This window comes from Serratia sp. CY27727 (assembly GCF_052169275.1).
Lineage (GTDB): Bacteria > Pseudomonadota > Gammaproteobacteria > Enterobacterales > Enterobacteriaceae > Serratia > Serratia sarumanii.
This window is the reverse complement of record NZ_JBJNLB010000002.1, coordinates 692,772-716,937: the sequence shown is the minus strand read 5'-3', so window position 1 is coordinate 716,937 and position 24,166 is coordinate 692,772. Positions and strand designations below refer to the sequence as shown.

Sequence of the window (24,166 nt, the reverse complement as noted above, 5' to 3'; positions counted from 1 at the left end):
CTTCGCTCATCAGCCTGATTTAACAAGGTTGCACAAAGTTGCAACATGCAGGATATTGTCTGCATTCTTAACCCCACACATCTCACGAACCTATCCCAACAGGCTTTCCGGCCTGCTGTTTGTCTAGCCTGATGGGATAGGTTCTAAACACAGGAGTTGGATTGGCATGGGCACTACCACAATGGGCGTGAAACTCGACGAGGCAACACGCGACCGGATCAAGAGCGCCGCGCAGCGCATCGATCGCACGCCGCACTGGCTCATCAAGCAGGCCATCTTTAATTACCTCGAGCGTCTCGAGAGCGGTACCGATATTCCTGAAATTCCAGCGCTGGCCGCTGCGGGCCAGCCTGAAGCGGACGACATTATGCCGCAAGCGCAGGAAGAGTCACACCAGCCATTCCTCGATTTCGCCGAACAAATTCTGCCGCAGTCGGTCACCCGCGCCGCCATCACCGCCGCCTATCGTCGCCCGGAGACCGAAGCGGTGCCGATGTTGCTCGAACAGGCGCGATTACCCGCCGATCTTGCACAGGCCACTCACAAAATGGCCTATGGCATCGCCGAGAAGTTGCGTAACCAAAAAAGTGCAAACGGCCGCGCCGGCATGGTGCAAGGCCTGCTGCAAGAGTTCTCCCTCTCCTCGCAGGAAGGGGTGGCGCTGATGTGCCTGGCGGAAGCGCTGCTGCGCATTCCGGACAAACCGACCCGTGATGCCCTGATCCGCGACAAGATCAGCAACGGCAACTGGCACTCGCACCTCGGGCGCAGCCCGTCGCTGTTCGTCAACGCCGCTACCTGGGGCCTGCTGTTCACCGGCAAACTGGTGTCCACGCATAACGAAGCCAATCTGTCCCGTTCGCTGAACCGCATTATCGGCAAGAGCGGCGAACCGCTGATCCGCAAAGGCGTGGACATGGCGATGCGCCTGATGGGCGAACAGTTCGTGACCGGCGAAACCATCGCCGAAGCGCTGGCCAACGCGCGCAAGCTCGAAGATAAAGGCTTCCGCTACTCCTACGACATGCTGGGCGAAGCCGCCCTGACCGAGGCCGACGCCCAGGCCTACCTGGTTTCCTACCAGCAGGCGATCCACGCCATCGGCAAAGCCTCCAACGGCCGCGGCATCTATGAAGGCCCCGGCATCTCCATCAAGCTGTCCGCCCTGCACCCGCGCTACAGCCGCGCGCAGTACGAACGCGTCATGGAAGAACTCTACCCGCGCCTGCTGTCGCTGACCCTGCAGGCACGCCAGTACGATATCGGCATCAACATCGACGCCGAAGAGGCCGACCGCCTGGAGATCTCGCTCGATCTGCTGGAGAAGCTGTGCTTCGAGCCGCAGTTGGCCGGCTGGAACGGCATCGGCTTCGTGATCCAGGCCTACCAAAAACGTTGTCCGTTCGCCATCGACGCGGTGATCGACATGGCGCAACGCAGCCGCCGTCGCCTGATGATCCGTCTGGTGAAGGGCGCCTACTGGGACAGCGAAATCAAACGCGCCCAGATGGACGGCCTGGAAGGCTACCCGGTCTACACCCGCAAGGTCTATACCGACGTTTCCTACCTGGCCTGCGCCCGCAAGCTACTGTCGGTGCCGAACCTGATCTATCCGCAGTTCGCCACCCACAACGCCCATACCCTGAGCGCCATCTATCACCTGGCCGGCAACAACTACTACCCTGGCCAGTATGAGTTCCAGTGCCTGCACGGCATGGGTGAACCGCTGTACGAACAGGTGGTGGGTAAAGTGGCCGACGGCAAACTGAACCGCCCTTGCCGCATCTATGCGCCGGTCGGCACCCATGAAACGCTGCTGGCTTACCTGGTGCGCCGCCTGCTGGAAAACGGCGCCAACACCTCGTTCGTCAACCGCATCGCCGACGCCACCCTGCCGCTCGACGAGCTGGTGGCCGATCCGGTCAGCGCCGTGGAAGCGCTGGCGGCCAGCGAAGGCCAGATTGGCCTGCCGCATCCGCGCATTCCGCTGCCGCGCGAGCTGTACGGCGAGAAGCGCACCAACTCCAGCGGTCTGGATCTGTCCAACGAACAGCGTCTGGCTTCGCTCTCCAGCGCCCTGCTCACCAGCGCCAGCCATCCGTGGCGCGCGGAGCCTATCATCGACGCCGAATTGGATCAGGGCGTGGAACAGCCGGTGATCAACCCGGCCGAGCCGGGCGATGTGGTCGGCTACGTGCGTGAAGCCACCGAAAACGAAGTCAGCCGTGCGCTCGACGCCGCCGCGGCCGCCGGCCCAATCTGGTTCGCGACACCGCCGACGGAGCGCGCCGCGATCCTCGAACGCGCCGCCGAGCTGATGGAAAGCCAGCTGCAAAGCCTGCTGGGCATTCTGGTGCGCGAAGCCGGTAAAACCTTCAACAACGCCATCGCCGAAGTGCGCGAAGCGGTCGACTTCCTGCACTACTACGCCGGTCAGGTGCGCGACGATTTCGCCAACGACAGCCACCGCCCGCTGGGCCCGGTGGTCTGCATCAGCCCGTGGAACTTCCCGCTGGCGATCTTCACCGGCCAAATCGCCGCCGCGCTGGCGGCCGGCAACAGCGTGCTGGCCAAACCGGCCGAGCAAACGCCGCTGGTGGCCGCGCAGGCGGTGCGTATTCTGCTGGAAGCCGGCATTCCGCAAGGCGTGCTGCAGCTGCTGCCGGGCCAGGGTGAAACCGTCGGCTCAACGCTGGTCAACGACGCCCGCGTACGCGGCGTGATGTTTACCGGCTCCACCGACGTCGCCGGTATTCTGCAGCGCAGCATCGCCGGTCGCCTGGATCCGCAGGGCCGCCCGACGCCGCTGATCGCCGAAACCGGTGGCCTGAACGCCATGATCGTCGACTCTTCCGCCCTGACCGAACAGGTGGTGACCGACGTGGTGGCCTCCGCCTTCGACAGCGCCGGCCAGCGCTGTTCCGCGCTGCGTATCCTGTGCATTCAGGAAGACGTGGCCGAGCACACGCTGCAAATGCTGCGCGGCGCGATGGCCGAATGCCGCATGGGCAACCCGGAGCGCCTGTCCACCGACGTGGGCCCAGTGATCGACGCCGACGCCAAAACCGGCATCGAACGCCACATCCAGGCGATGCGCGCCAAAGGCCGCAAGGTGTACCAGGCCGCCAAAGGCAGCGCGCAGGATGAGAAAGAGTGGGCGCGCGGCACCTTCATCAAGCCGACGCTGATCGAACTCGACAGCTTCGACGAGCTGCAAAAAGAGATCTTCGGCCCGGTGCTGCACGTGGTGCGCTTCCAGCGCAACAATCTGGACGCGCTGGTCGATCAGATCAACGCCGCCGGTTATGGCCTGACGCTGGGCATTCACACCCGTATCGATGAAACCATCGCCCGGGTGACCGAACGCGCCAAGGTCGGCAACCTGTACGTCAACCGTAACATGGTTGGCGCGGTGGTCGGGGTGCAGCCGTTCGGCGGCGAAGGCCTGTCGGGCACCGGCCCGAAAGCCGGCGGCCCGCTGTACCTGTACCGTCTGCTGGCCAACCGCCCGGACGACGCGCTGCAACGTACGCTGCACCGTCAGGACGAAGAGCGCCCGATGGAAGCCACCGCGCGGCCGCAGCTGCTGGGCGCGCTGCAATCGCTGGAGAAATGGGCGGTCACCAGCCAACAAGGCGAACTGGCGGCACTGGCGCAGCGCTATGCGGAGCTGGGCCAGGGTGGCACCGTACGCCCGCTGCCGGGCCCGACCGGCGAGCGCAATACCTATGCCCTGCTGCCGCGTGAACGCGTGCTGTGCCTGGCGGATAACGAAGCCGACGCGCTGATCCAGTTGGCCGCCGTGCTGGCGGTCGGCAGCAGCGCGCTGTGGCCGGAAGCGGAACTGCAGCGCAATCTGTTCCGCCGCTTGCCGAACGATGTGCAGGCGCGCATCGCCTTCAGCAAAGACTGGCAGCAGGACAAGGTCGAGTTCGACGCCGCCATCTACCACGGCGATGCTGACCAGCTACGCACCCTGTGCGAGCAGATCGCGCAGCGCGGCGGCGCCATCGTCTCAGTGCAAGGCTTCGCTCACGGTGAAACCAACATCCTGTTGGAGCGCCTGCTGATCGAACGTTCGCTGAGCGTCAACACCGCCGCCGCCGGCGGTAACGCCAGCCTGATGACCATCGGTTAACGCATCGTCAAGGCGGCCATACATTGCCGCCTGATTGGCTCACCGCTACGCAAACCCTGCACTCGTGCAGGGTTTTTTATTGCCCGCAGCCCAGTCAGCCGTTAGCGTCTTGTTATCCTTGCATGAGGATGTGTCGCCTCATGGGCGATAACAATAGGGTGAGCTTAGAACGGATTAGTTGCTTGAAAGCCGCAGCAGACCGCTACGATTCGCATTGACTCTCTGGTTCGGCAACATCCGGGATACGGCAGCCGCAGCGCGAAACGAATTGTTGAAAGCGGAGTAAATGCGGGCGGGGGAAGCTCCCCCGCCGCCTTATTGATTCCGGAACTTGTCGAGGAATTGCTGAGTGCGCTGGTGCTGCGGGTTGGCGAACAGCGCTTTGGCCGGTCCCTGTTCGACGATGCGGCCGTGATCCATAAAGATAACCCGGTCGGCCACGTCGCGGGCGAAACTCATCTCATGGGTGACGATCACCATGGTGCGTTTCTCTTCCGCCAGTGAGCGCATGGTATTGAGCACTTCCCCTACCAGCTCGGGATCGAGCGCCGACGTCGGCTCATCGAACAAAATCACCTCCGGCTGCATCGCCAGCGCGCGCGCAATAGCCACTCGCTGCTGTTGGCCGCCGGACAGCCGCCGCGGATAAGCCTGCTCCTTGCCGCTCAGCCCCACCTTGGCCAGCAACGCGCGGGCGCGCTGTTCCGCGCTGGCTTTCGCCTCGCCCTTGACGACCACCGGCCCTTCGATGATGTTTTCCAGCACCGAACGATGCGGGAACAGGTTGAAGCTCTGGAACACGAAACCGACCTGCTGACGCAGCGCACGCACCTGATTTTTCTGTTTGCTCAACGGCTTGCTGCCGTCGATCAGGATGTCGCCGACGCGAATGGTGCCGGAATCCGGCTCCTCCAGCAGGTTGATGCAGCGCAACAAGGTGGTTTTTCCCGAACCGCTCGGGCCGATGATCGCCACCACTTCGCCGGCGTCCACCGCCAGATCGATCCCATGCAGCACCGTTTGACCCTTGAACTGCTTGGTCAATTGCTTAACTTCAATGGCACTCATGCGCTACTCCTGATCCTGGCGATTAACGTGGGCTTCCAGACGGTTTTGCAGTGCGGAAAGCAGGGTCGCCATCACCCAGTAAATCAGCGATGCCGCCAGGTACATGGTGAACACTTCCAGCGTGCGCGAGGTGATCAGCTGCGCCTGGCGGAACAGCTCCGGCACCTGAATGGTGGCGGCCAGCGAGGTGTCTTTCACCAGGCCGATGAAGCTGTTGCCCAGCGGCGGCAAGGCGGTGCGCGCCGCCTGCGGCAGGATCACCCGGCGCAGGGTTTGCCAACGGGTCATGCCGATGCTGGCGGCGGCTTCCCACTGCCCTTTGTCGATCGACGAAATCGCCGCGCGCAGCGTTTCCGAGGTGTAGGCGGCGGTATTGAGCGACAGGCCAATCAGCGCCGCCGGGAAAGGATCGAACTCGATGCCGAACTGCGGCAGACCGTAATAGATCATAAACAGCTGGGCGATCAACGGCGTGCCGCGGAACAGCGACACGTAAATGCGCGACAGCCACGCCAGCGGCCAAAGCGGCGAAAGGCGCATCAGCGCCAGCAGAAAACCAAGCAACAGGCCGAACGCCATACCGCCCAGGCTCAGCTGAAGCGTCAGTATTGCGCCCTTCAATAAAAATGGCGCTGAATCCAGCGCCAGTTGAATACTTTCGTGCATTATTTAGTTACGTCCGCGCCAAACCATTTCTCGGAGATCTTCGCCAGCGTGCCATCTTTTTGCATCTCGGCGATCGCCTGGTCAATCGCGGCCAACAGCTCCGGGTTATTCTTGCGCAGCGCCACGCCGGACTCCTGGCGGGAGAACGCCGGGCCGGCTACCGCCAGCGTATCGCCGGTTTTCTTCACCAGATCCAGCGCCGCCAGGCGATCCACCAGAATGGCGTTGATGCGGCCGACGCGCAAATCCTGATACTTGGTCGGGTCGTCGTCGTAGGTACGCACGTCCACACCCTGCACGTTCGCGCGCAGCCATTGCTCATAGTTGGTGCCCAGGCCAACGCCGACCTTCTTGCCCTTCAGGTCTTCCGGCTTGGTGATGGTGCCTTCGTTGCCTTTTTTCACCAGCGCCTGAATACCGGAAACGGTGTAAGGGGTGGAGAAATCATATTTCTTCTTGCGCTCATCAGAGATGGTCACCTGGTTGATCACCACATCGATGCGTTTTGATTCCAGCGAAGCCAGCATGCCGTCCCATTTGGTCGGGTTCAGCTTGGCCTTCACGCCCAAATGTTCCGCCAGCGCGTTGGCGAAATCCACTTCGAAACCGGTCAATTTGCCGTCTTCACCCTGGAAGCTGAACGGCGGATAGGTGCCTTCCAGACCGACGATCAGCGTGCCGCGCTGTTTCACCTGCTGCAGCAGATTGTCGGCGGCGTAGGCTTGAGTCGCCAAACCGGCGGCCAACGCGACGCCTACCACGCCCAACAGCCATTGACGACGAACTTTCGCAAACATCATAAACACCCCTGTGTGTTATTTATCTTTTTTGATATCAGCACTTTAACAGTGCGACCGCCCGCATAAAGGAATATAACCTTATAAATATAGTTCAAAATGGAATAACAAGCGGTATTTACACCTGCGGATGGTAGGCGAACAGCGCCGGCGCACCGCCGGTGTGAACGAACAGGATAGGCCCTTCGTCGCGGAAACGCCGCTGGGCGATGCCGTCGATCAAACCGGCCATCGCTTTACCGGTGTATACCGGATCCAGCAACACGCCTTCTTGCTGCGCCAGCAGCTGCACCGCCGCCATGCCCTCTTCGTTCGGCATGCCGTACTGCGGCGCGAAGTAGTCGTCCCACAGCGCGATCGGCGCCAGTTCGTCGATATTCAGCGAACAGGCCAGGGCTTTCTGGATCTGCTCCACCTTCGGCAGCTGATCGATCACGGTGCGCGAGACCGTCACGCCGATCAACTCGGTTTCGGGCAGCAGCTGTTGCAGCCCCACTGCCAGCCCGGCATGGGTGCCGGCGCTGCCGGACGCCACCACCACCGAACTGAACGCCACGTTGCTGCGTTGGCTCTGTTCGGCGATTTCCAATGCGCACTGCACGTATCCCAACGCGCCCAGGGCATTGGAGCCGCCCACCGGCACCACGTAAGGCCGGAAGCCCTGCGCCTCGAGGCGCGTCGCCAGTTCCGCCAACTGCTGCTGCGGATCGTGCAGCGCTTCGCACATCACCACCTCGGCGTTGAACAGGCCGAGCAACAGGCGGTTGCCGTTGGTCAGGTAGTTTTCCGCACGGGTATCGATGGGATTTTCCAGCAGCGCGACGCAGTGCAGGCCCAGTTTCGCCGCCACCGCCGCCGTCTGGCGCACGTGGTTGGATTGAATAGCGCCGGCGGTGACCAGCGTATCGGCGCCTTGACGCAGCGCATCTGCGGCCAAAAACTCCAGCTTTCTCAGCTTGTTGCCGCCCATCGCCATAGGGGTGACATCGTCACGTTTGAGGTAAATTTCACGGCCGAGGTAATCGGAGAGACGGGACAGTTTTTCGAGCGGTGTGGCGGTGCCAACCAGATCCAGACGCGGAAATTGCGCCAGTTGTTGTTGCAGGTTCACTACTTCCCCCCAGGGAATCGAATATCGACATCTGATAACCGATAGATTTAGCAGATGTGAACTGAATAATCATCCTTTATCACGGGGAGAGCCGCAGATCCCGGCCAGCGGCCGGGGAAAGTCTCAGTAGCTGCGCTGCCAGGCGAGATACTGATCGTATTTGCGCAGCGCAATGCGGTAGTTGTTGTGCGCCGCGCTAGGCAGATCGTCAATGATGCGCTGATGGCTGGCGCAGTTGGCGAATTTGTCCGCCGGGTAATTGCGCGCCACCAGCATTTCATCCAACCGGCGCAGCCGCACCACGTACTCGCGAATGGTGCTGTGGCTCATCTCGGTCTGTTCGAACAGATATTGCTTGAACGCCATGATGTCGAAATAACTCGGGTGGCTGTTGCAGGAAATCTCGCTGCAAAAGCGGCACAGTGCGGTCAGCTCATGCTGCACGTTTTGCCAGACCGCATCGTCGATCGGCTGATCCATGCGCGCGATGGCTTCTTTATTGATGATTTTGCCGCGAAACACCAGCGCCATGCGGTCCAACAGCTTACCGCACTGGGAGCAATGCGTCTGGCTGTGCTTGTAATCTTTCAGGTAACGGCTAAGCGGCCGTTTCTTCAACAGTATTCCTGGCATAAGGGGCAGTCCGATTGTCGCATGAGTCATCGAGTTGAGGGGCGGCGGGCCGCCGTCAGGTATCGTTCGCCAGCCGCGCGCGTAGGCGCTTGATCGCCTGACTGTGCAGTTGGCTGACGCGGGATTCCCCGACGTCCAGCACGGCGCCGATCTCCTTGAGATTCAACTCTTCCTGGTAATACAGCGTCAGCACCATTTTTTCGCGCTCCGGCAACGCCTCGATGGCGTCGATCACTCGCTGGCGCAGGCTGCCTTCCAACAGGTGATGCAGCGGGTTGGCCTCTTCATGCCCTTCCAGCATCGGTTCCGCGTTCTCGCCATGCTCCTCGCGCCATTCGTCGTAGGAGAAAAGCTGGCTGTTATTGGTGTCCAACAGAATTTGACGGTACTCATCCAGCGAGATATTCAGCGTCTGCGCCACTTCCGTCTCGCTCGCCGGGCGGCCGTAACGCTGTTCCAGCTGCCGCATCACCTGCGCGACCTCGCGCGCATGGCGCCGCACGCTGCGCGGCACCCAGTCGCGGCTGCGCAGCTCGTCGAGCATCGCGCCGCGAATGCGCTGCACCGCATAGGTGGTAAAGGCGGTTCCCTGTAGGGCGTCATAACGCTCAACGGCGTTCAGTAGCCCGATTCCCCCGGCCTGCAGCAGGTCGTCAAGCTCCACGCTGGCGGGCAACCTGACCTGCAGGCGCAACGCCTCGTGGCGCACTAACGGGGCGTAGCGCAGCCAGAGAGAATTTTTGTCCATCACGCCTTCGGCGGTATACAGATCGCTCACTATGTCTTAAACCTGCGGATAAGAGAGTCAGCGCTATTATGCGTAGGGGGCGGAATGCCAATCGGCTGAACAGTCGCACAAAACGGGCTTTATTTGCGCCATGTAATAACCGTGCGGTGCGCGAGCATAAAAAAACCCCGCCGAAGCGGGGTTTTCCGCCCTTGATAACCCTTGGTTTTTACGAGCTATCAATAGGTTGTCCCAGTTTTGGGGTGTCAGCGTTAACCAGCAGACGCCATGTCGATGGATGAGATCTGGATGCCAGACCGTAACGGATTAAGCGCCAATGCATCGTTTAAATGATCAGGCGAAAAATGCGCATATGCCATCGTTTGTTCTAGCGTGGCGTGTCCTAATATCTTGTTTAACGTAAGAATATTACCTCCGTTAATCATGAAGTGAGCCGCAAACGTATGCCGCAGAACGTGGGTTGCCTGCCCTTTCGGAAGATCAGTCTTTAACGCCTTCAGAGTTTCGCGAAATTCGCGATAGCTCACGTTAAACAAGCGGCCTGTTTTGACCGTCTTGACGTAGCTCATGACCTCTTTAGAGATCGGAACGGTTCGAGCCCGGCCGTTTTTGGTCTTGGTGAACGTAACCTTTCCATGGATTACATTTTGAGCCAGCATATTGTGCGATTCCCCCCATCGTCCGCCAGTGCTTAGGCATAGCACGGCGAGTCTTCTGGCATCCCCGGTCAATACTGACAGCAATAGAGCTATTTCCCTCCCCGTTAAATATGACATTTCCGGCTTTTCTTCTTTCAGTACCGGAATGCCCTTCAGCGGGTTTTCGTGGTGATAGTCTTCCGCTTCTATCAACACTCGGAACATGCTTCTAAGTGTCGTCAGCTCCCTATTGATTGTTGACGCCTTGATCCCTTCGAATAAACGTTGAGAGCGGTATTCAGTAATAAACCCCTTCACCAGTTGTGAAGCACGTGGGTTACCCATATCACTGATCAGCTTCTCCAGCTCTCGCTGCCGCTTTTCGCCGTATTTATGGCTGCGGCCTTCGAGGGCCCACCACCTGGCAAGTAATTCTGTCAGGCGCCGGTGATCTGCTGGCTTGTCCAGCCACTCTTTGTTATGCATGTTGCTGAGAACATATTTTTCAAAAGCAACAGCATCAGCCTTCTTATCAAAAATCCGCTGGATTCGGCGTCCTGCCGCTCCGCGCGGTCGAATATCCACTTTATAGCGTCCACCTTCGAGCAGCTTAACGGTCATAGCTGACACCTCCGGTAAACACATCATTTTTCACTACATAACAAGCTGTTACACGATAGTTTTCATAAAGATAAGCAAGATAAACACTTAGCCAGTCTTTTGGTCTGAGTGTGGCGAGGTTGTTTCTTCTTGCCCAAAGTGTGCGAGAGCCGGCGCAATTTGACCGGATTCAGGGGCGATTTTTCCGGTGATAAACCATAGGGCGTATTTCTCAAACCTCGGATGGTTCAAAATACTCATGATCACCTCAGTGTTAGGTGTTGTTTTTCCAGACTCATAACGCCATAAAGCATCACGATTCAATCCCAGCATCTTTGCCGCATCAGGCAAGCTCGTAAGTCGTTCGCTCTCGCGCATAACCTTTAACTTATCCGCCACACTCATACTCATGTTGCAATTCTCCGACATATGGATTATCTTTCATTCATTGGTAGCTGATTGGGGTATAAAGTCTGACTAATACCCCAAACATGGAGATTATCACATGAAAGATGCAGTTTTGAGCGCGTTGTTTAAGATTCCCGACCCCATCACCGCCGACGAATTTTCCCGACGCACTGGCAAGACTACGTCAGCAGTTCGTCATATGGTTGATCGTCGCCAGCTGCCGCTGGTCACAGAGCGTGAAGTTATTGGCGAAGAGGGCAGCGCCCGCCGCCTCCTGATTCTATGGAATGAGTGGCTAGAGATGGTTTACGAAGCCACGGGCAAACTGCCGCCAGAGCGCCAGGACTGGCGCAACAGTTGGATTAAGAAGGCGACTAAGCTGGCTAACGATATGGGGGTAAACATGTTCAGCAGCGAGTCTGCAACATGAACCGCCAGCACGCTCTGATCCAGCTGTCGAAACACACTTTCGTTTATCGCGGGTTCACTATTCAAAAGTGCCCGCGCCATAGCGAAACGAATCGCACGGCCTACCAGCTGGTGAGCAACGGGGATTATTTCGGTCGTGATTTCGCGCTGGCGGAAGCCATGCGCACCGTGGACAAGATGATCAACGGCAAGAGGCCGGCATGAGCGGCAACCCATTCTACGACGCTGCAAACGCCGTGATCGCTCAATACGACAAGCGCATGCAGTACATGAAACCTGAGCGCGCGGTCGGCGAATCGGCGAATGCAGTGATCAATCTCGGACGTGTCGCAGACGCCGCGCGCTATGCCGGCCACCCTGCTGCGAGCATCGTTATCGAGAACGCCGCGAAGTATTGGCAGTGCTACGGCAAAAAGCCGGCGATATTTTCAGAGGACACACCAGCATGAAACAGCCTTACCGCATTCTGATCGACACGCTGCTGCTGCAGTACCACACCAAAGCGACCAATCTGCACAGTGCTTCCGCTGTGGCGCCAGAGGTTCGCCAGGTTTCGCTGAACGATTACGCCTTCCGCCTGTGCATCGGACTGACTGGCCTGCTGAGTACGGCAGAGGCTGCTGGCGATGGCCCGGCCGCCACCGTTATCGATCACTTGATCATGCGCTGTAACAACGGCGATATTCCGCAACCTGAGCAAAGGGGGTGATATGGGGCTCTTTGAATCGATTAGCCGCTATATATTCCCAGCCTTTGTTTTTGGATGGGGGTTGAAACTTGGGTTTGATTTTAATGAACTGCTTACGAACATCTTTAAGCTTTTATGGGTGGTATTGGCCGGGTAGCCGGCCATATCTGAGAGCGCATCCCTTCCTTTAATGTGTGGCGATGGGCGTCGCGGGGTGTGCTCTCAGATAGGCAATAGTGTGGAGGCTTTTATGAGCATGACAGTTGAGCAAATAAAATCCGTTGAGTGTTTCGTCAATAATGCCAAGTCATTACTGGCGCGCGCTAAAAACAAAAATCACACTGCCTGTTTTTATAACAAGCTGATGGCGAGTGAAAAAAAAGCCATTTGCACATTAGGCAATATTGACAGCCGCACAAAGTTAACGGCTAGGCACATCGAAATGAAGTTCGAGGAAATGAGTTACGCAGAAAGGCGAGCCGTTTTTCGAGGGATAAAACTTCTGCAAAAGTTAAATCGCGATATCCCGTCATTAATAAATATTACTGACTGCGATTAATTAAATAGCGTTGTTAAAAATAATGCCGCCTTCATGGTGGCGGGTTTCTTACACCCTGAAATCAGGAGGGGGATATGCAAGACGACGAATTACACAAAGCGTTTATGAATGCCCGCCGCTCTGAGCGGCTGCAACTGCTTGAGCTGTTGGAAAGCAAACTTGACCGACTGGCTGCGGATAACTTCACCCGCGATCAGGTATTAAGCACGTTGAAGGACTGGATCAACATCCGACGGTCTACCGACGCACCAAAAGTGGAGAAGCCCCAATGATGGCTTTCTGCTTCACTCTCGCCGCCGTTTGGGCGGTTGTCGCGTTTGGGCTGGTTGGCTGGGTTGCCTACCGCTATTGCAAATTCTGCCGCGCCTTCAATCGGCAGTGTTTGCAGCCTGAACAACGTAATTACGATTAATCAATTAACGGTGAAAATGATGGCTAACAAACAAGACGCAATGAACGCTATAAATCGTGCAATTGGCTTTATTTATGCCAATGCACCAAGTGACGTGCGCGGTGCTTTAATTTGTGAACTTCAATCCTCAATAAGTTTTATTGAAGACTTGGAAAAAAATGAAGCCGCAAATGAACTGAAGTTAGTAATTAATTGCAAAGACATAGATGAAGCTGCCATTAGCAAGTTTAAGGCGGCATTTGCAGCAGGTTTAAGCGATCAAAAGACACTGTTTGTCGGTGAATGGGCGTTACCTAATGAACCGCTGAAAACTGAAGCTATTAAGCAAATTATTGAGGAAATAGAAAGCCTGCCAAGACAAATGAATGCTCCTGAAGAGGCGAGCTGGGTTGTTGATAATAAAGCGGCAGAATTAAAAGCAGCAATCGACAGCCACATTTTACACCGTGGTTCGCTTGAGTATATTCGCAGAACCGCAGCGCAGCTCGGTGCCGTAGCGGTAAAAGTGCTGATGAATATTCCTTGCTCCTACTACGATCGCGAAACCATAGCCGGAGCATCTCGCAATGGCTGATCAGATCGATATGGCGCAAGAACGGCACCAGCTGATTCTTGAGTCTCAAATCACCAACGCCCGCCCGCAGCAATGCGGGCCTTCTGCTTTCACCTGTGAAACCTGTGACGCGACGATACCTGAAGCGCGCCGCGCCCTCGTCCATGGTGTAACGCGCTGCGTTACCTGCCAGGAAATCCACGAAGCCAAAGCACGGCATATCAAGGGGTAAGTCATGACACCACAACAGCAAGCACAGCAATGTTTGAATAGAAATTGTCTGGTTTTGGATACAGAAACCACTGGCCTCGATGATAAAGCCGAGATCATCGAGATAGCCGTAATTGACGCCACTGGCAAGGTGCTGCTGAACACGCTGGTCAAGCCATCAAAACCTATTCCGGCAGAAGCTACCGCAATCCATGGAATCACTGATGAAATGGTAAAAGATGCCCCAACATGGCCGGAGGTCAACCCTCAGCTGTGCAGCTTAATCAGTGGAAAAACGATTGCGATTTACAATGCTGAGTATGACCTCCGTTTGCTTGAGCAGACAGATCGCATCTGGAAGGTAACGCCGAAAATTAGCGTAATGCCACAGATCGTATGTGCCATGCATGAGTACGCCGAGTTTTACGGCCAGAAAAGCGACCGAGGCAGCTACAAATGGCAAAAGCTTCTTGCCGCTGCTGATCAGCAAGGAGTTGTTATCGAAGGGACTCCGCACCGGGCACTATCTGATTGCCTGACCACGCTCGGCGTTATCAAAGCAATGGCGGGCAGTGGTTCTCGTTACGCACCGCAGGGGCTGAGCGCGCAAGCGGCTGTCGACATTCTTCATCGGCTATTTGTTACTGACCCAGACGCGATAACCGCACTGGTGGATCATCGCGTTGAATGCTCGGAAAAATTCGCCCATGAAACAGCTGCAACCGTGGGTATTAACGACAGCGCCTACATCATCGGCATGATAGGCATCATCAATGCGCTGATCGCTCCCGAAGTGATAGCAGCAGTTTATGATGGGAATGAGCTGAAAGGGTTCGCAGTAGCTGATGTCGCTGTTACAGGCGGTGACGCATGAACCGCTCAGCGTTAAAGTGGCTCGGCAGCAAAGCCCGCATTATCGACACTCTGCGCCAACACCTGCCGGAAGGTAAGCGCCTGGTTGAGCCGTTCGTCGGCTCCGGCGCTGTTTTCCTCAATACCGACTATGACAATTATCTGCTGTGCGATATCAACAGCGATCTGATCAACTTCCACAACGTCGCCAAAAACCATCCCGAGGTGCTGATCCGCGAAGCGCGCCATCTGTTCAACGCACACCCGGATCAGGAGGGCTATTACGGCGTGCGCGCTGACTTCAATCTGCGCTGTGACAGCAATTTCATCTACCGTGCGGCGCAGTTCCTTTACCTGAACCGTCACACCTTCAACGGCGTTTGCCGTTACAACCTGAGCGGCGAGTTTAATTCGCCGTTCGGTCATCGAAAGGCGCCCTATTTCCCAGAAGACGAGATCAGAGCCTTCGCAGAAAAGGCGCAGGCCAAGAAAGCTATTTTCCTGTGCTGCAGCTTCCCAGAGGCGATCAGGATGGCCCAGGCCGGCGACGTGATTTATTGCGATCCGCCGTACATCCCAGCCAGCGCCACCGCCAGCTTTACAAGCTATCACACTGACGGCTTTACCAGCGAGCAGCAGCGCAAGCTGGCGCGCATGCTACGTATCGCCGCCAAGCTGGGCCGCCACGTTGTGGCCTCGAACAGCGAGACGGACGCAGCCAAAGCGCTGTACTCAGATTTCGCTATCACCTCGATCACCGCCCGCCGCTCTGTCAGCGCCAAAGCTGCCAGCCGCGCAACCGCCGGCGAGATCATCGCAACAATGAGGGCGGCATCGTGAAAAAACACCACCTGAAGATCCACCCTGAACACCTCGCCGCCGTCAACTGTGGCGCGAAAAGAGCCGAATTCCGTATTAACGACCGTGACTTTGCCGTCGGCGATCTGCTGAGTCTGAACGGCTATACAAAGTTTGGTCACCTGGAAGGGTTTACCGGCGAGCACATCTGGGTGCGTATCACCCACATCACCGACCTGGCCGAATGGGCGCCGGGTTACGTGATGCTGAGTATCGAGCGGGGGCCTTTCAAATGCTGAAGACATATATCGCAACCTCGATTGCTGCTCTCTATCCACGGCACAATAACATTCAAGATCTTCATGTGTTGGCGCATCTCAATCGAGTGCGTGCCTTCGTCTGGGGCGGCCGCCGTTGCGGGAAAACCTACGCAGCCAACCAACAGGAGCTGATCCGCGCAGCGTTCAAGCTTTCCGCAGGCGCGACGCTGCGACTTCTTCATACCAGAAGAAAGCAGCATCTTATGGACAGGATGGTCGGTTATGACCCTGCCAGCGGTGCAGGAAAGTCAGTTGAGTGCGTATTTTGGCGCGATCCAGATACTGGCGCTTTAACGCTGCTGTCTGCCGAAAACGGCCCGCGTAAGTTGCGTTACTCGCCGTGGTTTTACTTTGACGAGTGGCCGTGGGCGTGAGTAAACCAGCCCGCGGAAGATACCAGCCATCACCGCCGCGCCCCTATCCGGGACGCGGCGCAGTTGCTTTTGACTGGCCCTATCCCTGGAACGCGCCGAAGCAGGGGATCAACCCGTACACCGAAGACGCTGAAAAAGAGCTGAAACTCACCGACGCGCAACGGCGCCGGCAACGTTGGCTTGAGGTCACTGCGGATCAAGAGCGTGATCGTGATTCGCAACTTTCCATTCTGGCGGAACAGCGCCGCGGTGAAGGCAAGATTCAGTTGGTACTTGGCGCACTGATGGCGCAGCCCGATTTTATTCGCTCGCCGCTGCTGGCGCGCATCAGTGCCATTCGTAAGAGCAAGAAAGGCAACGGTGAGAAACTCTCCCGCAATTACATCTTGCGGACGGTCAAGACAATACTGGCCCGCGTCGAGAAGATGCAGGCCAAACAGCTCACTTTTGGCCTGCAGCTGGTTGCCCGCCGTGAGCGGCTAGACGATCTGCTGCGCCTGCCTGAGCTGGACAAGCGCGCGGTAAAATTGCTGGCAACCTTCACCGCAGCCCACTTTGAAACGCTGCTCGACCAGCAATACACAAACAGACTTCACTCTGACGCCACGCCAAACGAAATCCTGCGCGTTTACGTGTCGCTGGGTACTGAGGCCGAACGCTTCAACGTGACGCCGCCCTGCTGGCATTCGCTGAACCCTTATCTGCGCCGCCGCGGCGAACCGCCTTACGACAAAATCCCCGGCGCTATAGCCAGAATGTGCTGCGCGAACTGGTGGTTTACCAATTTGTGGGCGCTACGTTCCCGCTGGCGCGAAGAGCTGTTGCGCGCCGCCGGTCTGGTACGTAAGCAGGATTCCGCCTACATCAGCGCCGACGCGCTGACACACTTTCGCGAGCAACGCCGCCGCACCCGTGAATTTCTGAAAGCCTTCGAGCTCACCAACGAAGACGGCTTTTCCATCGATCTTGAAGATGCCTATTACGCCGGGCCCAGCAATCCACGCCACCGCCGCATAGAGATGATGACCACGGTCAAAGGCATGCAAGATATTGCCGAGATGCGCGGCGATTGCGCAGTCTGGTGCACGATAACCACCCCGTCACGTTTTCACGCCACCATGATCGACGGGCGGTTAAACCCCAAATGGGCAACGAAAACCGTTCGTGACAGTAACGATTATTTGGTTAACCGATTCTTTGCCAGCGTCCGCAAAAAGCTGAACCGTCAGGGGCTGCGCTGGTACGGTATTCGCGTCGCCGAGCCGCATCACGACGGCACCGTCCACTGGCACATGATGGTTTTTTGCCGTCCAGATGACCGCGACGACATTGTCAGCATCCTGCAAGAGTTCGCCATTCGCGACGATCGCGCCGAGCTTGGCGACGACATAACACCGCGCTTCAAGACCGAACTGATCACTGCGGAAAAGGGATCGCCGATCAGCTACATCGCGACCTATATCGGTAAGAACTTGGACGCCGAGCCATTGCGTAAAGCGAACAAAGATACCGGTGAGCCGCCGGTCGACCACGAAAGCGGCAAAAGCATGGCCGACACGGTAGAGCATGCGCTCGGCTGGGCCAGTCTGCACCGCGTGCACCAATTTCAGTTTTTCGGCATCCCATCACGCCAGGTTTACCGCGAGTTGCGCCGGCTGGCGACCCAGCTTGATCGGCAGGGTATCGACGCCAAGAAAACCCAGCGACTGAGCGATAAAGCCATGGATGACGTGATGAATGCCGCCGATGCCGGCTGCATCGCAACGTACATCTTGAAGCAAGGCGGCGTATTGACTCCGCGCAGCGATCACATCGTCCACACCGCCTACCTCCAGGCGGAAAAGCCCAACGATTACGGCGAACTCGGTATTCAGATCTTCGGCGTCTGGTCACCAATGCTCGGTGAGGCGTCGCGTATTTGCACCCACCCCGACACCTGGACACTGAAGCGCAAACGTAAACCGGCGAGTGGCGAAGCCGCGCGCCAGGGGGTTGACGTTGAGGGTGGCGGCGCAGCCGCCGCCCCTTGGACTCGTGGCAATAACTGTCCGCCTGAGCAAGAACCGAGCAAAAACGGCGGCAGTTTATCCACGAGTGAAATGCATCGAGTACAGCCAGCGCCGACTGTGCCAGCTGACGCGCCAATAGATTTTGAAAACCTCGACCGCAAAGAACGGCGGGCACTGCTCCGGCGACTGAAAAACGATCCGGACAGTGGCCCACCGTCGGAGAAAGCGCCGTTATCAGCTGAAGAACTGCGCGCAGAGGATGATTTACACCGCCAAAAAGAGCAGCGGCAGAAGCGGCGAGAGCAGCTGGCACCACGCGCGGCACTGATAGCCGAATCCGCATCCAGTATTGGCATCGAGTTAACCACGCGCGAGGCGTTCAGCCTGGCTGACGGCGCCACGCTAAACGTGGCCGGACAGCGTTATCGCGCAAATCACGATGGCAGTTTGTCGGCGCTCCAGCCGGATCATCTTCACAAATCGCTGGAATTGCTGGCGCGCGTCGAGCGGCTGCGCCGCATTTCATAGCCATAGCCGACGATGTAGGCCTGAGAGCACAGACGAATTTGTCTGTTCTGGCCATAACGCGGCATAGACAAAAACAGCTGCGCTGCAGCACCGTCATTAACAACTATGAGGTACCGACAAATGGGATATTTGGGGAGCAAGGCGGCGAGCGGAGCATACCAGGCGATCATCAGCCAAATGCCGCCGCATGATACTTACATCGAAACGCACCTCGGCGGCGGCACCATCATGTTACGTAAACCGCCGGCGGCCCGCACGATCGGGTGGGATATCGATCCGGAAACCGTTGAAGCATTTTGCCAGGGAAACCCGGACTATCTGGATGAACAGGCCGATCACCTTATGATTGAGATCGGCGACGCGGTTAAGTTGCTGCGCGCCGTTCCTTTTGAAAAATACGGCCGCACGCTGATATACGTCGACCCGCCCTATCTCCCAGAAACCCGCACCAGCCGCGCGCGGTATCGTTACGAGTACACCGTCGACGATCACCACCGCATGATCGACGTGCTGCGCAACGTGCCCGCCAACGTCATGATCTCCGGCTATCCGTCCGCGCTCTATGACGAGTTGCTCGGCGACTGGCGCAGCATCCAATTTCAAGTGATGACTCGCGGCGGCCCGCGCACCGAGCAGCTATGGATGAACTTTGCCGAAGGGAACGCCTACAGCCACGCCTTTGCCGGCGCGAACTACATCGATCGCCAACGAATCAAGCGTAAGGCGGAACGCTGGGCGCGAAACTACAGCGCCCTGCCTGCTGCCGAGCGCGCAGCGATCATGGCCGCATTATTAGAAACGCATCAAGAACCGTAATAAGGGGGATTTATGCCACATGAACTACACCGTCACCACATTCCAGAACCAGATCATCACAGCGACCACGCCAAAAAGATGGCCGGTATCACCAGCCGCCTACAAAACGTCATGCTGACCGCGAACATCACCGCAGATGAATTAGTTGGGTGTGCCCGCATCGTGAGGAAAAATCACGAACTATTTGAAGGAATGGGAGAAAAAGAGCAACGCCAATCCCCTGCACCATCAGAAACCGGTGAAATCAAAGAGTACTTTTGCAGCTTTTGTGGAAAAAGTAATCATCAAGTTAACAGGATGATAGCTGGCCCGCGGGTATACATCTGCAATGAATGTGTCGATCTTTGCGAGGATATCATCAGTGATTTTAGAACAAGCTAATAAAATGACTTCACAACTTGACTTCACAATATCAAATCATCAAAATGACTTCATAAAGTGACTTCACGGACTGCGACATGAAAGAACAAGTTTCAGCGTTAAGGAAGAGACAAAAAAACACGTTAGAACAGATATTTAAAACGCCTGTTCTCTCCGGGATCAAATGGTCAGATGTGGAATCACTGATAAAAGCGCTGGGTGGCGAAGTCAAAGAGGGCCGCGGTTCACGTTGCAAGTTCCTGCTTAATGGCAGCATCGCCAACTTTCACCGCCCCCACCCATCGCCGGACACGGACAAAGGCGCGGTGGTCAACCTCCGCGAATGGCTGGAAAGCATAGGAGTTAAGCCATGACGAAGACAACAGCAGCAACCCCAAACACCATGGAGATCGCCGGGCAACCGGCGGTAATCAGCTTTGTTCCTGAGCTGGGCGCGTTCCGAGGTAAATTCCTCGGCCTGTCCGGTTACTGCGATTTCGTTTCCGACAGCATCCAGGGGCTGAAAAAAGAGGGCGAGATCTCTTTACGCGAATATCTGGACGATTGCAGCGCCGCCGGCATCGAGCCATACGCACGCCAGGAGAAAATCAAGACGTTCACCTTGCGCTACCCAGAATCGTTCGGCGAACGGCTGAATCAGGCCGCGGCAGAACATGAGGTTTCGGTCAATGCTTTCATCGTTGAAACCCTCAATGAACGCATGAAACATGCATGAGTTTTGAATTATGCAGCGTATGCTCGTCCCTGAGCGTCAGCTATTTGAAGTGACAAAAAAGTAACAGTAAGTGGCCAAATATGACCAACAAAGCAAAAGTAAATCGGAAAATGTGCATTTGAATTCACTCATCTAACTTGGCATGTTAACGTTTACAGGATGCTAGAGAAGAAGCTATAGGACAAAGCTCATTAACAGTGAGCTTTTCAATACATGGAATGCAATTTTTAAATTATGATACACAGCAGATGGTTTACACGTTTAGCCGGCGTAATATCCGTTGCCTCAGTCTCGACAGGATTCACTAAATGGCCTGATATTATGTTCATATCAAGCTGCGTGATGATTGTCATTTGGCTCCATGCTGAGTGGAACTGGTTTAGGCAACAGTGAAAATATAATAAAGACCGCCAATAGTGTTAATCGATAACACAATTGACGGTCTTTTTTTTAATCCAGTTAACTGCAAAGTTGCGCACAATTTTGCACAAAAATTCGATCTACCCTATTGCGAACTTGTGCCAGTACTGGCGCGGGTTCGATCTACTTTGGATCTTGCACAAAAAAGAGGGTGTGAGGCGCGCAGGCGAGGCGGGGGAGCAAGCGCGCGCTTTGGGGTATGGGAAGGGGGGCGTATGTTGCCTGAATGGGCCACTGTGAGGCTCTCGCCGTCGTGGTGCTATTGAGGTGATGAGCAGGCGTTAACGCGCCAGCGGCCCGCATAGCGCGGCTGGCGGTGGGGAGCGGTTCGAAGTGATGGGCGTAGCGCGTGATGGGGCTACTTGTCGGGGGATGGCCGCCATAGACAGCGGCGGCCGTGCTACAGCGCCGGGGTTATTCTACGTCGAGCAGCGCATACGGGTTAAAGCGGATCACCTCCTCCCCCATCCAGTCGTTGACGTGCTTCATGGCTTCCATGATGGGCGTCAGCTCGTTGATGGCGAACACCCGCGCCGCCTTCTCCACGTCGCCGAAGGTGCCGTTACCTTCCGGCATGGCGCCCATCAGCTGTGGCGGTACGCGGTGCGCGGCGAGGATATCGTCACGCGTGGCGGACTTGACGCCCAGGAATTCATCTTTGGCTGAGATCTGGCTGAACGGCAGGATCTGCACCGAGTCCTTACCGCCGTTAGGCGCGTGCAGCAGGATGTTTTTGAATGCCCCGCCGCGGCGCGTGTCAGTCAGTGTCTTCTTGAGCTTGTCGAGGCTCTCCTGATCGGCGATCGCGCTGTTGACGTAGACGATGCAGCCGGCATGGCTGCCGTTGTCGTAGTACAGCTTGCGGAACGTGTCGGCCGAGTGCGAAAGGTTCGCGGACAGCAGGCCCGCGAAGTATTCCGGCATGCCGTAGATCTCCTGGTGAATGTCCGGGTTGATCACATGGCAGACAGCGCCGGTTGGAAACTGATAATCATCAAGCCCCGCCTGGATAAACCAGTAAGTATCCAGGTCAGAGCCGCGGCGGGTGTACTTCGCCAGCGTATGGTGCAGTGCCAACGGCCCGCCTAACACGTTACGGCGCAGCTCCAGGTAGGCATTGCCGAACACCACCCAATCCATGGCGAAGGCCGAGAACGCCTGGCGCGACAGCAGCTTGTGCGGGGTGAAACAACCGGCCAGCACGTTACGCTTGAATATCAGCGCCGACTGGTGCCAGCTGGCGTGGCCGAACTGGCGCGCCAGACCGTACCAGCTGATCGGCGTGTCGTAGTAGCGGCCGTTGTCGGCGCAGTACATCGAGTCGAGCAGATCGTAGGACGAGCTGACCGGCCAGGGGCCGTCGAATGAGAAGGTACTCAGGCCAGGGAGTTTTTGCAGCTCGGTCGCCAGATCAAGCTGCGTGTCTGCTGCGGGCTGCTGGCGCTGCCGCGCTGTTTTTCGTTTACTCACGTTAATACTCCATAACCGTCATAGTGCTGCCGCCATCTTGTCCCAGCGGCTCGTTGATAATGGCCAGCATCGTCGCCCAGGCAAGGTCGCCATGGCTGACGCCGCGGCTGCGGTCGGTGTCATAGGTGATAACCCCGCCAGGTGTTACCACCTTACGCACTGCACTAAAGGCCGTGAGCAGATCACGTTCTCCCCTGTCGAACTCCCAGCGACCACCCCGAACGAGTTGAAGCATCTTCAATACCAGCATGCGCTTGCTGGCCGGGTTGAACTGGTAGCAGACCGCCGCCGGAAACCGCTTCTTCACCAATTGCCAGACCGCCTCACCAATCCCCTGCCCGTCAATGCCGATATGCTGCACGTTATAGCGATCCAGCATGCCAATGATCAGATTGGCCTGCGCCTCGAACTCCATGCCGCGAATGCGCTGCGTCTCGATGGTGCGGAACTTGCCACCGGCGACCAGCGGCACGGCGTTGACGGAGATGCCCCCGCTATCACCCTTCCCGCTGGCGCCGTTAGGGTCATAACCAATCCAAACCGGCCGGTCGGCCAACGGCCGCATGGCGTAGGGTTTCCAGTCAAGCCAGTCGTCATAACTATCAGCGGCACAGGTCAACAGCATGTTGTAGTCAAAGGCCGCTTCACCGTCGCGGATGAATTGGCAGCCGTAAAGTTGGTTGTATTCCTCCGGGCTGTTCTCGTCGTGAATTTCATCGAGATCGGTAAAATCCCAGCCGTGATCGATGGCGTCCTGTAGCGTGACGATCTGGCGCCAGACTTTGTCGGGGCACATCAGCCCGCTGTTCAGCGTCTTCCAGGACGTGTCGAACTCCACGCGACTATTGCTGGCGCGCCCCTTGTTGAATGCCTCCCCTGTCCAGAACGGATACGCTTCATGGCTTTCCGCCGACGGCGTGGAGAAGTAGGTACGCGTCAGCCCTTTCAGCGTCGCCATGGCGCCTGCTACCTTCTTCAGGTTGGCGAACTGACCCACCCAGAAAAATTCATCGAAATAGAGGTTTCCGGTGTAGGACTGTGCCGTTGCTGCCGACGTGCCGAGAAAATGCAGCTCGGCACCGTTGAACAGTTGGATCATGTCGCCGCCTTTCAGCTCGACGTCGACCTCCGCCGCAGCGGAACGAATGAAGTTGCGGAACTGGTACGCCTGCCGGCGGCTGGCCGATAAGAAGATCTGATTGCGTTGGTAGGTCTCTTTCACATCATCAGATAACGCGCGGAGCAGCGCCTCGCGCGCAAAATACCATGTCGCCCCCACCTGACGAGATTTAAGGATCGCCCGGTTGCGGTGGTGGTTATTGTCATACCAGCCCCGTTGATGCCAGTGCAGCGACCCCAGAATGCTCTGCCGCAGCTGCGCGATCTGCGACTCAGAGAAGAAGTTTTGCTTCTTGCGCACCTTCTTTTTCGGCTGGGTGGCCGGCGTGCCGTTGTCCAGCTTCTTCAGCTGGCGCGTCAGCAGGTCGATTTCCTTGAAGTCGCCGCCGCTCTTTTTTTCCTTGCCGGTCAGCTGCACCAGGCGCGCATCAATCGAGGTGGTGACGCGCTGGATCGGTGGTGTTTCATCCCATTCGTCGCGCTTCTTCCAGGCGTAAACCGTGTTCTGGTTGATACCCATCAGGCGCGCGATTTCCGCCGGCGGGTAGCCCTGCCAGTAAAGCTGTCGTGCGCGGTGCCTAGTGAATGTTTCCTGAACCGTCATTGTCTCCCCCATGTCCTGCCAGGGAGGTTAACCCGCGCACGCGCGGGCTTTCTCGCGGTGCCGGCTGTCGCCGTTCTCCGACAACAACAACGCGTTGAGACA

At 57.2% G+C, this 24,166-nt stretch carries 27 protein-coding genes and 1 pseudogene; 18 read left to right on the top strand and 10 right to left on the bottom strand.

The annotated features are described in order from the left end of the window. Positions 1-166 precede the first annotated feature (166 nt). Positions 167-4,138, top strand: a complete 3,972-nt coding sequence (gene putA, locus ACJ8HB_RS08340) for a trifunctional transcriptional regulator/proline dehydrogenase/L-glutamate gamma-semialdehyde dehydrogenase (RefSeq protein ID WP_047571556.1) — start codon at positions 167-169, stop codon at positions 4,136-4,138. Positions 4,139-4,453: 315 nt separating this feature from the next. Here the strand turns inward: putA and tcyN are convergent, their stop codons facing one another. From tcyN to ACJ8HB_RS08300, 8 genes are all read right to left on the bottom strand, one after another. Further along, positions 4,454-5,206, bottom strand: a complete 753-nt coding sequence (tcyN, locus tag ACJ8HB_RS08335; RefSeq protein ID WP_033647754.1) for an L-cystine ABC transporter ATP-binding protein TcyN — start codon at positions 5,204-5,206, stop codon at positions 4,454-4,456. A 3-nt stretch (positions 5,207-5,209) separates the two neighbouring features. Continuing rightward, positions 5,210-5,872: a cystine ABC transporter permease gene (gene tcyL / locus ACJ8HB_RS08330; RefSeq protein ID WP_033634963.1), complete on the bottom strand. Its 663-nt coding sequence runs from the start codon at positions 5,870-5,872 to the stop codon at positions 5,210-5,212. Further along, positions 5,872-6,672 (bottom strand): cystine ABC transporter substrate-binding protein, encoded by an 801-nt coding sequence (tcyJ, locus tag ACJ8HB_RS08325; protein ID WP_033653651.1) that lies wholly within the window; start codon positions 6,670-6,672, stop codon positions 5,872-5,874. The genes tcyL and tcyJ overlap by 1 nt, the downstream gene beginning before the upstream one ends. 115 nt (positions 6,673-6,787) lie before the next feature. Further along, positions 6,788-7,780, bottom strand: coding sequence for a D-cysteine desulfhydrase (locus ACJ8HB_RS08320; RefSeq protein ID WP_025303239.1), 993 nt, complete (start codon positions 7,778-7,780; stop codon positions 6,788-6,790). A 123-nt stretch (positions 7,781-7,903) separates the two neighbouring features. Continuing rightward, a complete protein-coding gene (fliZ, locus tag ACJ8HB_RS08315) occupies positions 7,904-8,413 on the bottom strand; it encodes a flagella biosynthesis regulatory protein FliZ (RefSeq protein ID WP_033647756.1) in 510 nt (169 codons plus the stop codon). Positions 8,414-8,468: 55 nt separating this feature from the next. Next, positions 8,469-9,191: an RNA polymerase sigma factor FliA gene (locus ACJ8HB_RS08310; protein WP_060423661.1), complete on the bottom strand. Its 723-nt coding sequence runs from the start codon at positions 9,189-9,191 to the stop codon at positions 8,469-8,471. A 221-nt stretch (positions 9,192-9,412) separates the two neighbouring features. Continuing rightward, entirely contained in the window at positions 9,413-10,420 is a 1,008-nt protein-coding gene (locus ACJ8HB_RS08305; RefSeq protein WP_094859911.1) for a phage integrase, read from the bottom strand. 87 nt (positions 10,421-10,507) lie between these two features. Then, complete coding sequence (locus tag ACJ8HB_RS08300; protein WP_046688501.1) at positions 10,508-10,810, bottom strand: helix-turn-helix transcriptional regulator; 303 nt, start codon at positions 10,808-10,810, stop codon at positions 10,508-10,510. A gap of 94 nt (positions 10,811-10,904) precedes the next feature. Between ACJ8HB_RS08300 and ACJ8HB_RS08295 the strand changes: the two genes are divergently transcribed. From ACJ8HB_RS08295 to ACJ8HB_RS08215, 17 genes and pseudogenes are all read left to right on the top strand, one after another. Continuing rightward, positions 10,905-11,237: a Cox family DNA-binding protein gene (locus ACJ8HB_RS08295; protein WP_049197979.1), complete on the top strand. Its 333-nt coding sequence runs from the start codon at positions 10,905-10,907 to the stop codon at positions 11,235-11,237. After that, a complete protein-coding gene (locus ACJ8HB_RS08290) occupies positions 11,234-11,440 on the top strand; it encodes a DUF4761 family protein (protein WP_046687296.1) in 207 nt (68 codons plus the stop codon). Before ACJ8HB_RS08295 ends, ACJ8HB_RS08290 begins: the two co-directional genes overlap by 4 nt. Then, positions 11,437-11,685: a hypothetical protein gene (locus ACJ8HB_RS08285; protein WP_094859912.1), complete on the top strand. Its 249-nt coding sequence runs from the start codon at positions 11,437-11,439 to the stop codon at positions 11,683-11,685. The genes ACJ8HB_RS08290 and ACJ8HB_RS08285 overlap by 4 nt, the downstream gene beginning before the upstream one ends. Further along, a complete protein-coding gene (locus ACJ8HB_RS08280) occupies positions 11,682-11,945 on the top strand; it encodes a hypothetical protein (RefSeq protein ID WP_094859913.1) in 264 nt (87 codons plus the stop codon). Before ACJ8HB_RS08285 ends, ACJ8HB_RS08280 begins: the two co-directional genes overlap by 4 nt. A gap of 229 nt (positions 11,946-12,174) precedes the next feature. After that, positions 12,175-12,483 carry a hypothetical protein gene (locus tag ACJ8HB_RS08275; RefSeq protein WP_049300605.1) on the top strand — a complete coding sequence of 103 codons (309 nt, stop codon included), beginning with the start codon at positions 12,175-12,177 and terminating at the stop codon, positions 12,481-12,483. Between the two features lie 74 nt (positions 12,484-12,557). After that, positions 12,558-12,755, top strand: a complete 198-nt coding sequence (locus tag ACJ8HB_RS08270; RefSeq protein WP_033640694.1) for a hypothetical protein — start codon at positions 12,558-12,560, stop codon at positions 12,753-12,755. A gap of 159 nt (positions 12,756-12,914) precedes the next feature. Further along, positions 12,915-13,469: a hypothetical protein gene (locus tag ACJ8HB_RS08265; RefSeq protein WP_143128925.1), complete on the top strand. Its 555-nt coding sequence runs from the start codon at positions 12,915-12,917 to the stop codon at positions 13,467-13,469. Continuing rightward, the gene (locus ACJ8HB_RS08260; RefSeq protein ID WP_094859915.1) at positions 13,462-13,680 is read left to right on the top strand and encodes a TraR/DksA family transcriptional regulator; all 219 of its coding nucleotides are present in this window, start codon (positions 13,462-13,464) and stop codon (positions 13,678-13,680) included. The genes ACJ8HB_RS08265 and ACJ8HB_RS08260 overlap by 8 nt, the downstream gene beginning before the upstream one ends. Before the next feature lie 3 nt (positions 13,681-13,683). After that, on the top strand, positions 13,684-14,532 hold the full coding sequence (locus ACJ8HB_RS08255) for a 3'-5' exonuclease (RefSeq protein WP_094859916.1): 849 nt from the start codon (positions 13,684-13,686) through the stop codon (positions 14,530-14,532). Further along, positions 14,529-15,350, top strand: a complete 822-nt coding sequence (locus ACJ8HB_RS08250) for a Dam family site-specific DNA-(adenine-N6)-methyltransferase (protein ID WP_094859917.1) — start codon at positions 14,529-14,531, stop codon at positions 15,348-15,350. Before ACJ8HB_RS08255 ends, ACJ8HB_RS08250 begins: the two co-directional genes overlap by 4 nt. Continuing rightward, the gene (locus tag ACJ8HB_RS08245) at positions 15,347-15,607 is read left to right on the top strand and encodes a DUF3850 domain-containing protein (protein ID WP_239505020.1); all 261 of its coding nucleotides are present in this window, start codon (positions 15,347-15,349) and stop codon (positions 15,605-15,607) included. Before ACJ8HB_RS08250 ends, ACJ8HB_RS08245 begins: the two co-directional genes overlap by 4 nt. Continuing rightward, complete coding sequence (locus ACJ8HB_RS08240; protein WP_094859919.1) at positions 15,601-16,002, top strand: hypothetical protein; 402 nt, start codon at positions 15,601-15,603, stop codon at positions 16,000-16,002. Before ACJ8HB_RS08245 ends, ACJ8HB_RS08240 begins: the two co-directional genes overlap by 7 nt. Then, a complete protein-coding gene (locus ACJ8HB_RS08235) occupies positions 15,999-18,539 on the top strand; it encodes a replication endonuclease (protein ID WP_141240917.1) in 2,541 nt (846 codons plus the stop codon). Before ACJ8HB_RS08240 ends, ACJ8HB_RS08235 begins: the two co-directional genes overlap by 4 nt. A 120-nt stretch (positions 18,540-18,659) precedes the next feature. Next, positions 18,660-19,355, top strand: coding sequence for a DNA adenine methylase (locus tag ACJ8HB_RS08230; RefSeq protein ID WP_094859921.1), 696 nt, complete (start codon positions 18,660-18,662; stop codon positions 19,353-19,355). A 192-nt stretch (positions 19,356-19,547) separates the two neighbouring features. Then, a pseudogene (locus ACJ8HB_RS08225) lies at positions 19,548-19,721 on the top strand (ClpX C4-type zinc finger protein); the annotation flags it as partial. 92 nt (positions 19,722-19,813) lie between these two features. Continuing rightward, a complete protein-coding gene (locus ACJ8HB_RS08220) occupies positions 19,814-20,089 on the top strand; it encodes a type II toxin-antitoxin system HicA family toxin (protein ID WP_049197967.1) in 276 nt (91 codons plus the stop codon). Beyond that, the gene (locus ACJ8HB_RS08215) at positions 20,086-20,451 is read left to right on the top strand and encodes a type II toxin-antitoxin system HicB family antitoxin (protein WP_075206973.1); all 366 of its coding nucleotides are present in this window, start codon (positions 20,086-20,088) and stop codon (positions 20,449-20,451) included. Before ACJ8HB_RS08220 ends, ACJ8HB_RS08215 begins: the two co-directional genes overlap by 4 nt. 834 nt (positions 20,452-21,285) lie before the next feature. Here the strand turns inward: ACJ8HB_RS08215 and ACJ8HB_RS08210 are convergent. Further along, positions 21,286-22,341, bottom strand: a complete 1,056-nt coding sequence (locus ACJ8HB_RS08210; RefSeq protein ID WP_094859922.1) for a phage portal protein — start codon at positions 22,339-22,341, stop codon at positions 21,286-21,288. Between the two features lies 1 nt (position 22,342). Then, positions 22,343-24,064 (bottom strand): terminase large subunit domain-containing protein, encoded by a 1,722-nt coding sequence (locus ACJ8HB_RS08205; RefSeq protein WP_094859923.1) that lies wholly within the window; start codon positions 24,062-24,064, stop codon positions 22,343-22,345. Between the last annotated feature and the right edge of the window lie 102 nt (positions 24,065-24,166).

Coding starts and splice junctions, on each gene's coding strand:
- ACJ8HB_RS08300 (WP_046688501.1), bottom strand. CDS start 10,810: ATGAGTATGAGTGTGGCGGATAAGTTAAAGGTTATGCGCGAGAGCGAA.
- ACJ8HB_RS08215 (WP_075206973.1), top strand. CDS start 20,086: ATGACGAAGACAACAGCAGCAACCCCAAACACCATGGAGATCGCCGGG.
- ACJ8HB_RS08240 (WP_094859919.1), top strand. CDS start 15,601: ATGCTGAAGACATATATCGCAACCTCGATTGCTGCTCTCTATCCACGG.
- ACJ8HB_RS08255 (WP_094859916.1), top strand. CDS start 13,684: ATGACACCACAACAGCAAGCACAGCAATGTTTGAATAGAAATTGTCTG.
- tcyJ (WP_033653651.1), bottom strand. CDS start 6,672: ATGATGTTTGCGAAAGTTCGTCGTCAATGGCTGTTGGGCGTGGTAGGC.
- ACJ8HB_RS08305 (WP_094859911.1), bottom strand. CDS start 10,420: ATGACCGTTAAGCTGCTCGAAGGTGGACGCTATAAAGTGGATATTCGA.
- ACJ8HB_RS08220 (WP_049197967.1), top strand. CDS start 19,814: ATGAAAGAACAAGTTTCAGCGTTAAGGAAGAGACAAAAAAACACGTTA.
- ACJ8HB_RS08290 (WP_046687296.1), top strand. CDS start 11,234: ATGAACCGCCAGCACGCTCTGATCCAGCTGTCGAAACACACTTTCGTT.
- tcyL (WP_033634963.1), bottom strand. CDS start 5,872: ATGCACGAAAGTATTCAACTGGCGCTGGATTCAGCGCCATTTTTATTG.
- ACJ8HB_RS08260 (WP_094859915.1), top strand. CDS start 13,462: ATGGCTGATCAGATCGATATGGCGCAAGAACGGCACCAGCTGATTCTT.
- ACJ8HB_RS08285 (WP_094859912.1), top strand. CDS start 11,437: ATGAGCGGCAACCCATTCTACGACGCTGCAAACGCCGTGATCGCTCAA.
- ACJ8HB_RS08275 (WP_049300605.1), top strand. CDS start 12,175: ATGAGCATGACAGTTGAGCAAATAAAATCCGTTGAGTGTTTCGTCAAT.
- ACJ8HB_RS08250 (WP_094859917.1), top strand. CDS start 14,529: ATGAACCGCTCAGCGTTAAAGTGGCTCGGCAGCAAAGCCCGCATTATC.
- ACJ8HB_RS08205 (WP_094859923.1), bottom strand. CDS start 24,064: ATGACGGTTCAGGAAACATTCACTAGGCACCGCGCACGACAGCTTTAC.
- ACJ8HB_RS08265 (WP_143128925.1), top strand. CDS start 12,915: ATGGCTAACAAACAAGACGCAATGAACGCTATAAATCGTGCAATTGGC.
- ACJ8HB_RS08295 (WP_049197979.1), top strand. CDS start 10,905: ATGAAAGATGCAGTTTTGAGCGCGTTGTTTAAGATTCCCGACCCCATC.
- ACJ8HB_RS08270 (WP_033640694.1), top strand. CDS start 12,558: ATGCAAGACGACGAATTACACAAAGCGTTTATGAATGCCCGCCGCTCT.
- ACJ8HB_RS08280 (WP_094859913.1), top strand. CDS start 11,682: ATGAAACAGCCTTACCGCATTCTGATCGACACGCTGCTGCTGCAGTAC.
- fliZ (WP_033647756.1), bottom strand. CDS start 8,413: ATGCCAGGAATACTGTTGAAGAAACGGCCGCTTAGCCGTTACCTGAAA.
- ACJ8HB_RS08230 (WP_094859921.1), top strand. CDS start 18,660: ATGGGATATTTGGGGAGCAAGGCGGCGAGCGGAGCATACCAGGCGATC.
- tcyN (WP_033647754.1), bottom strand. CDS start 5,206: ATGAGTGCCATTGAAGTTAAGCAATTGACCAAGCAGTTCAAGGGTCAA.
- putA (WP_047571556.1), top strand. CDS start 167: ATGGGCACTACCACAATGGGCGTGAAACTCGACGAGGCAACACGCGAC.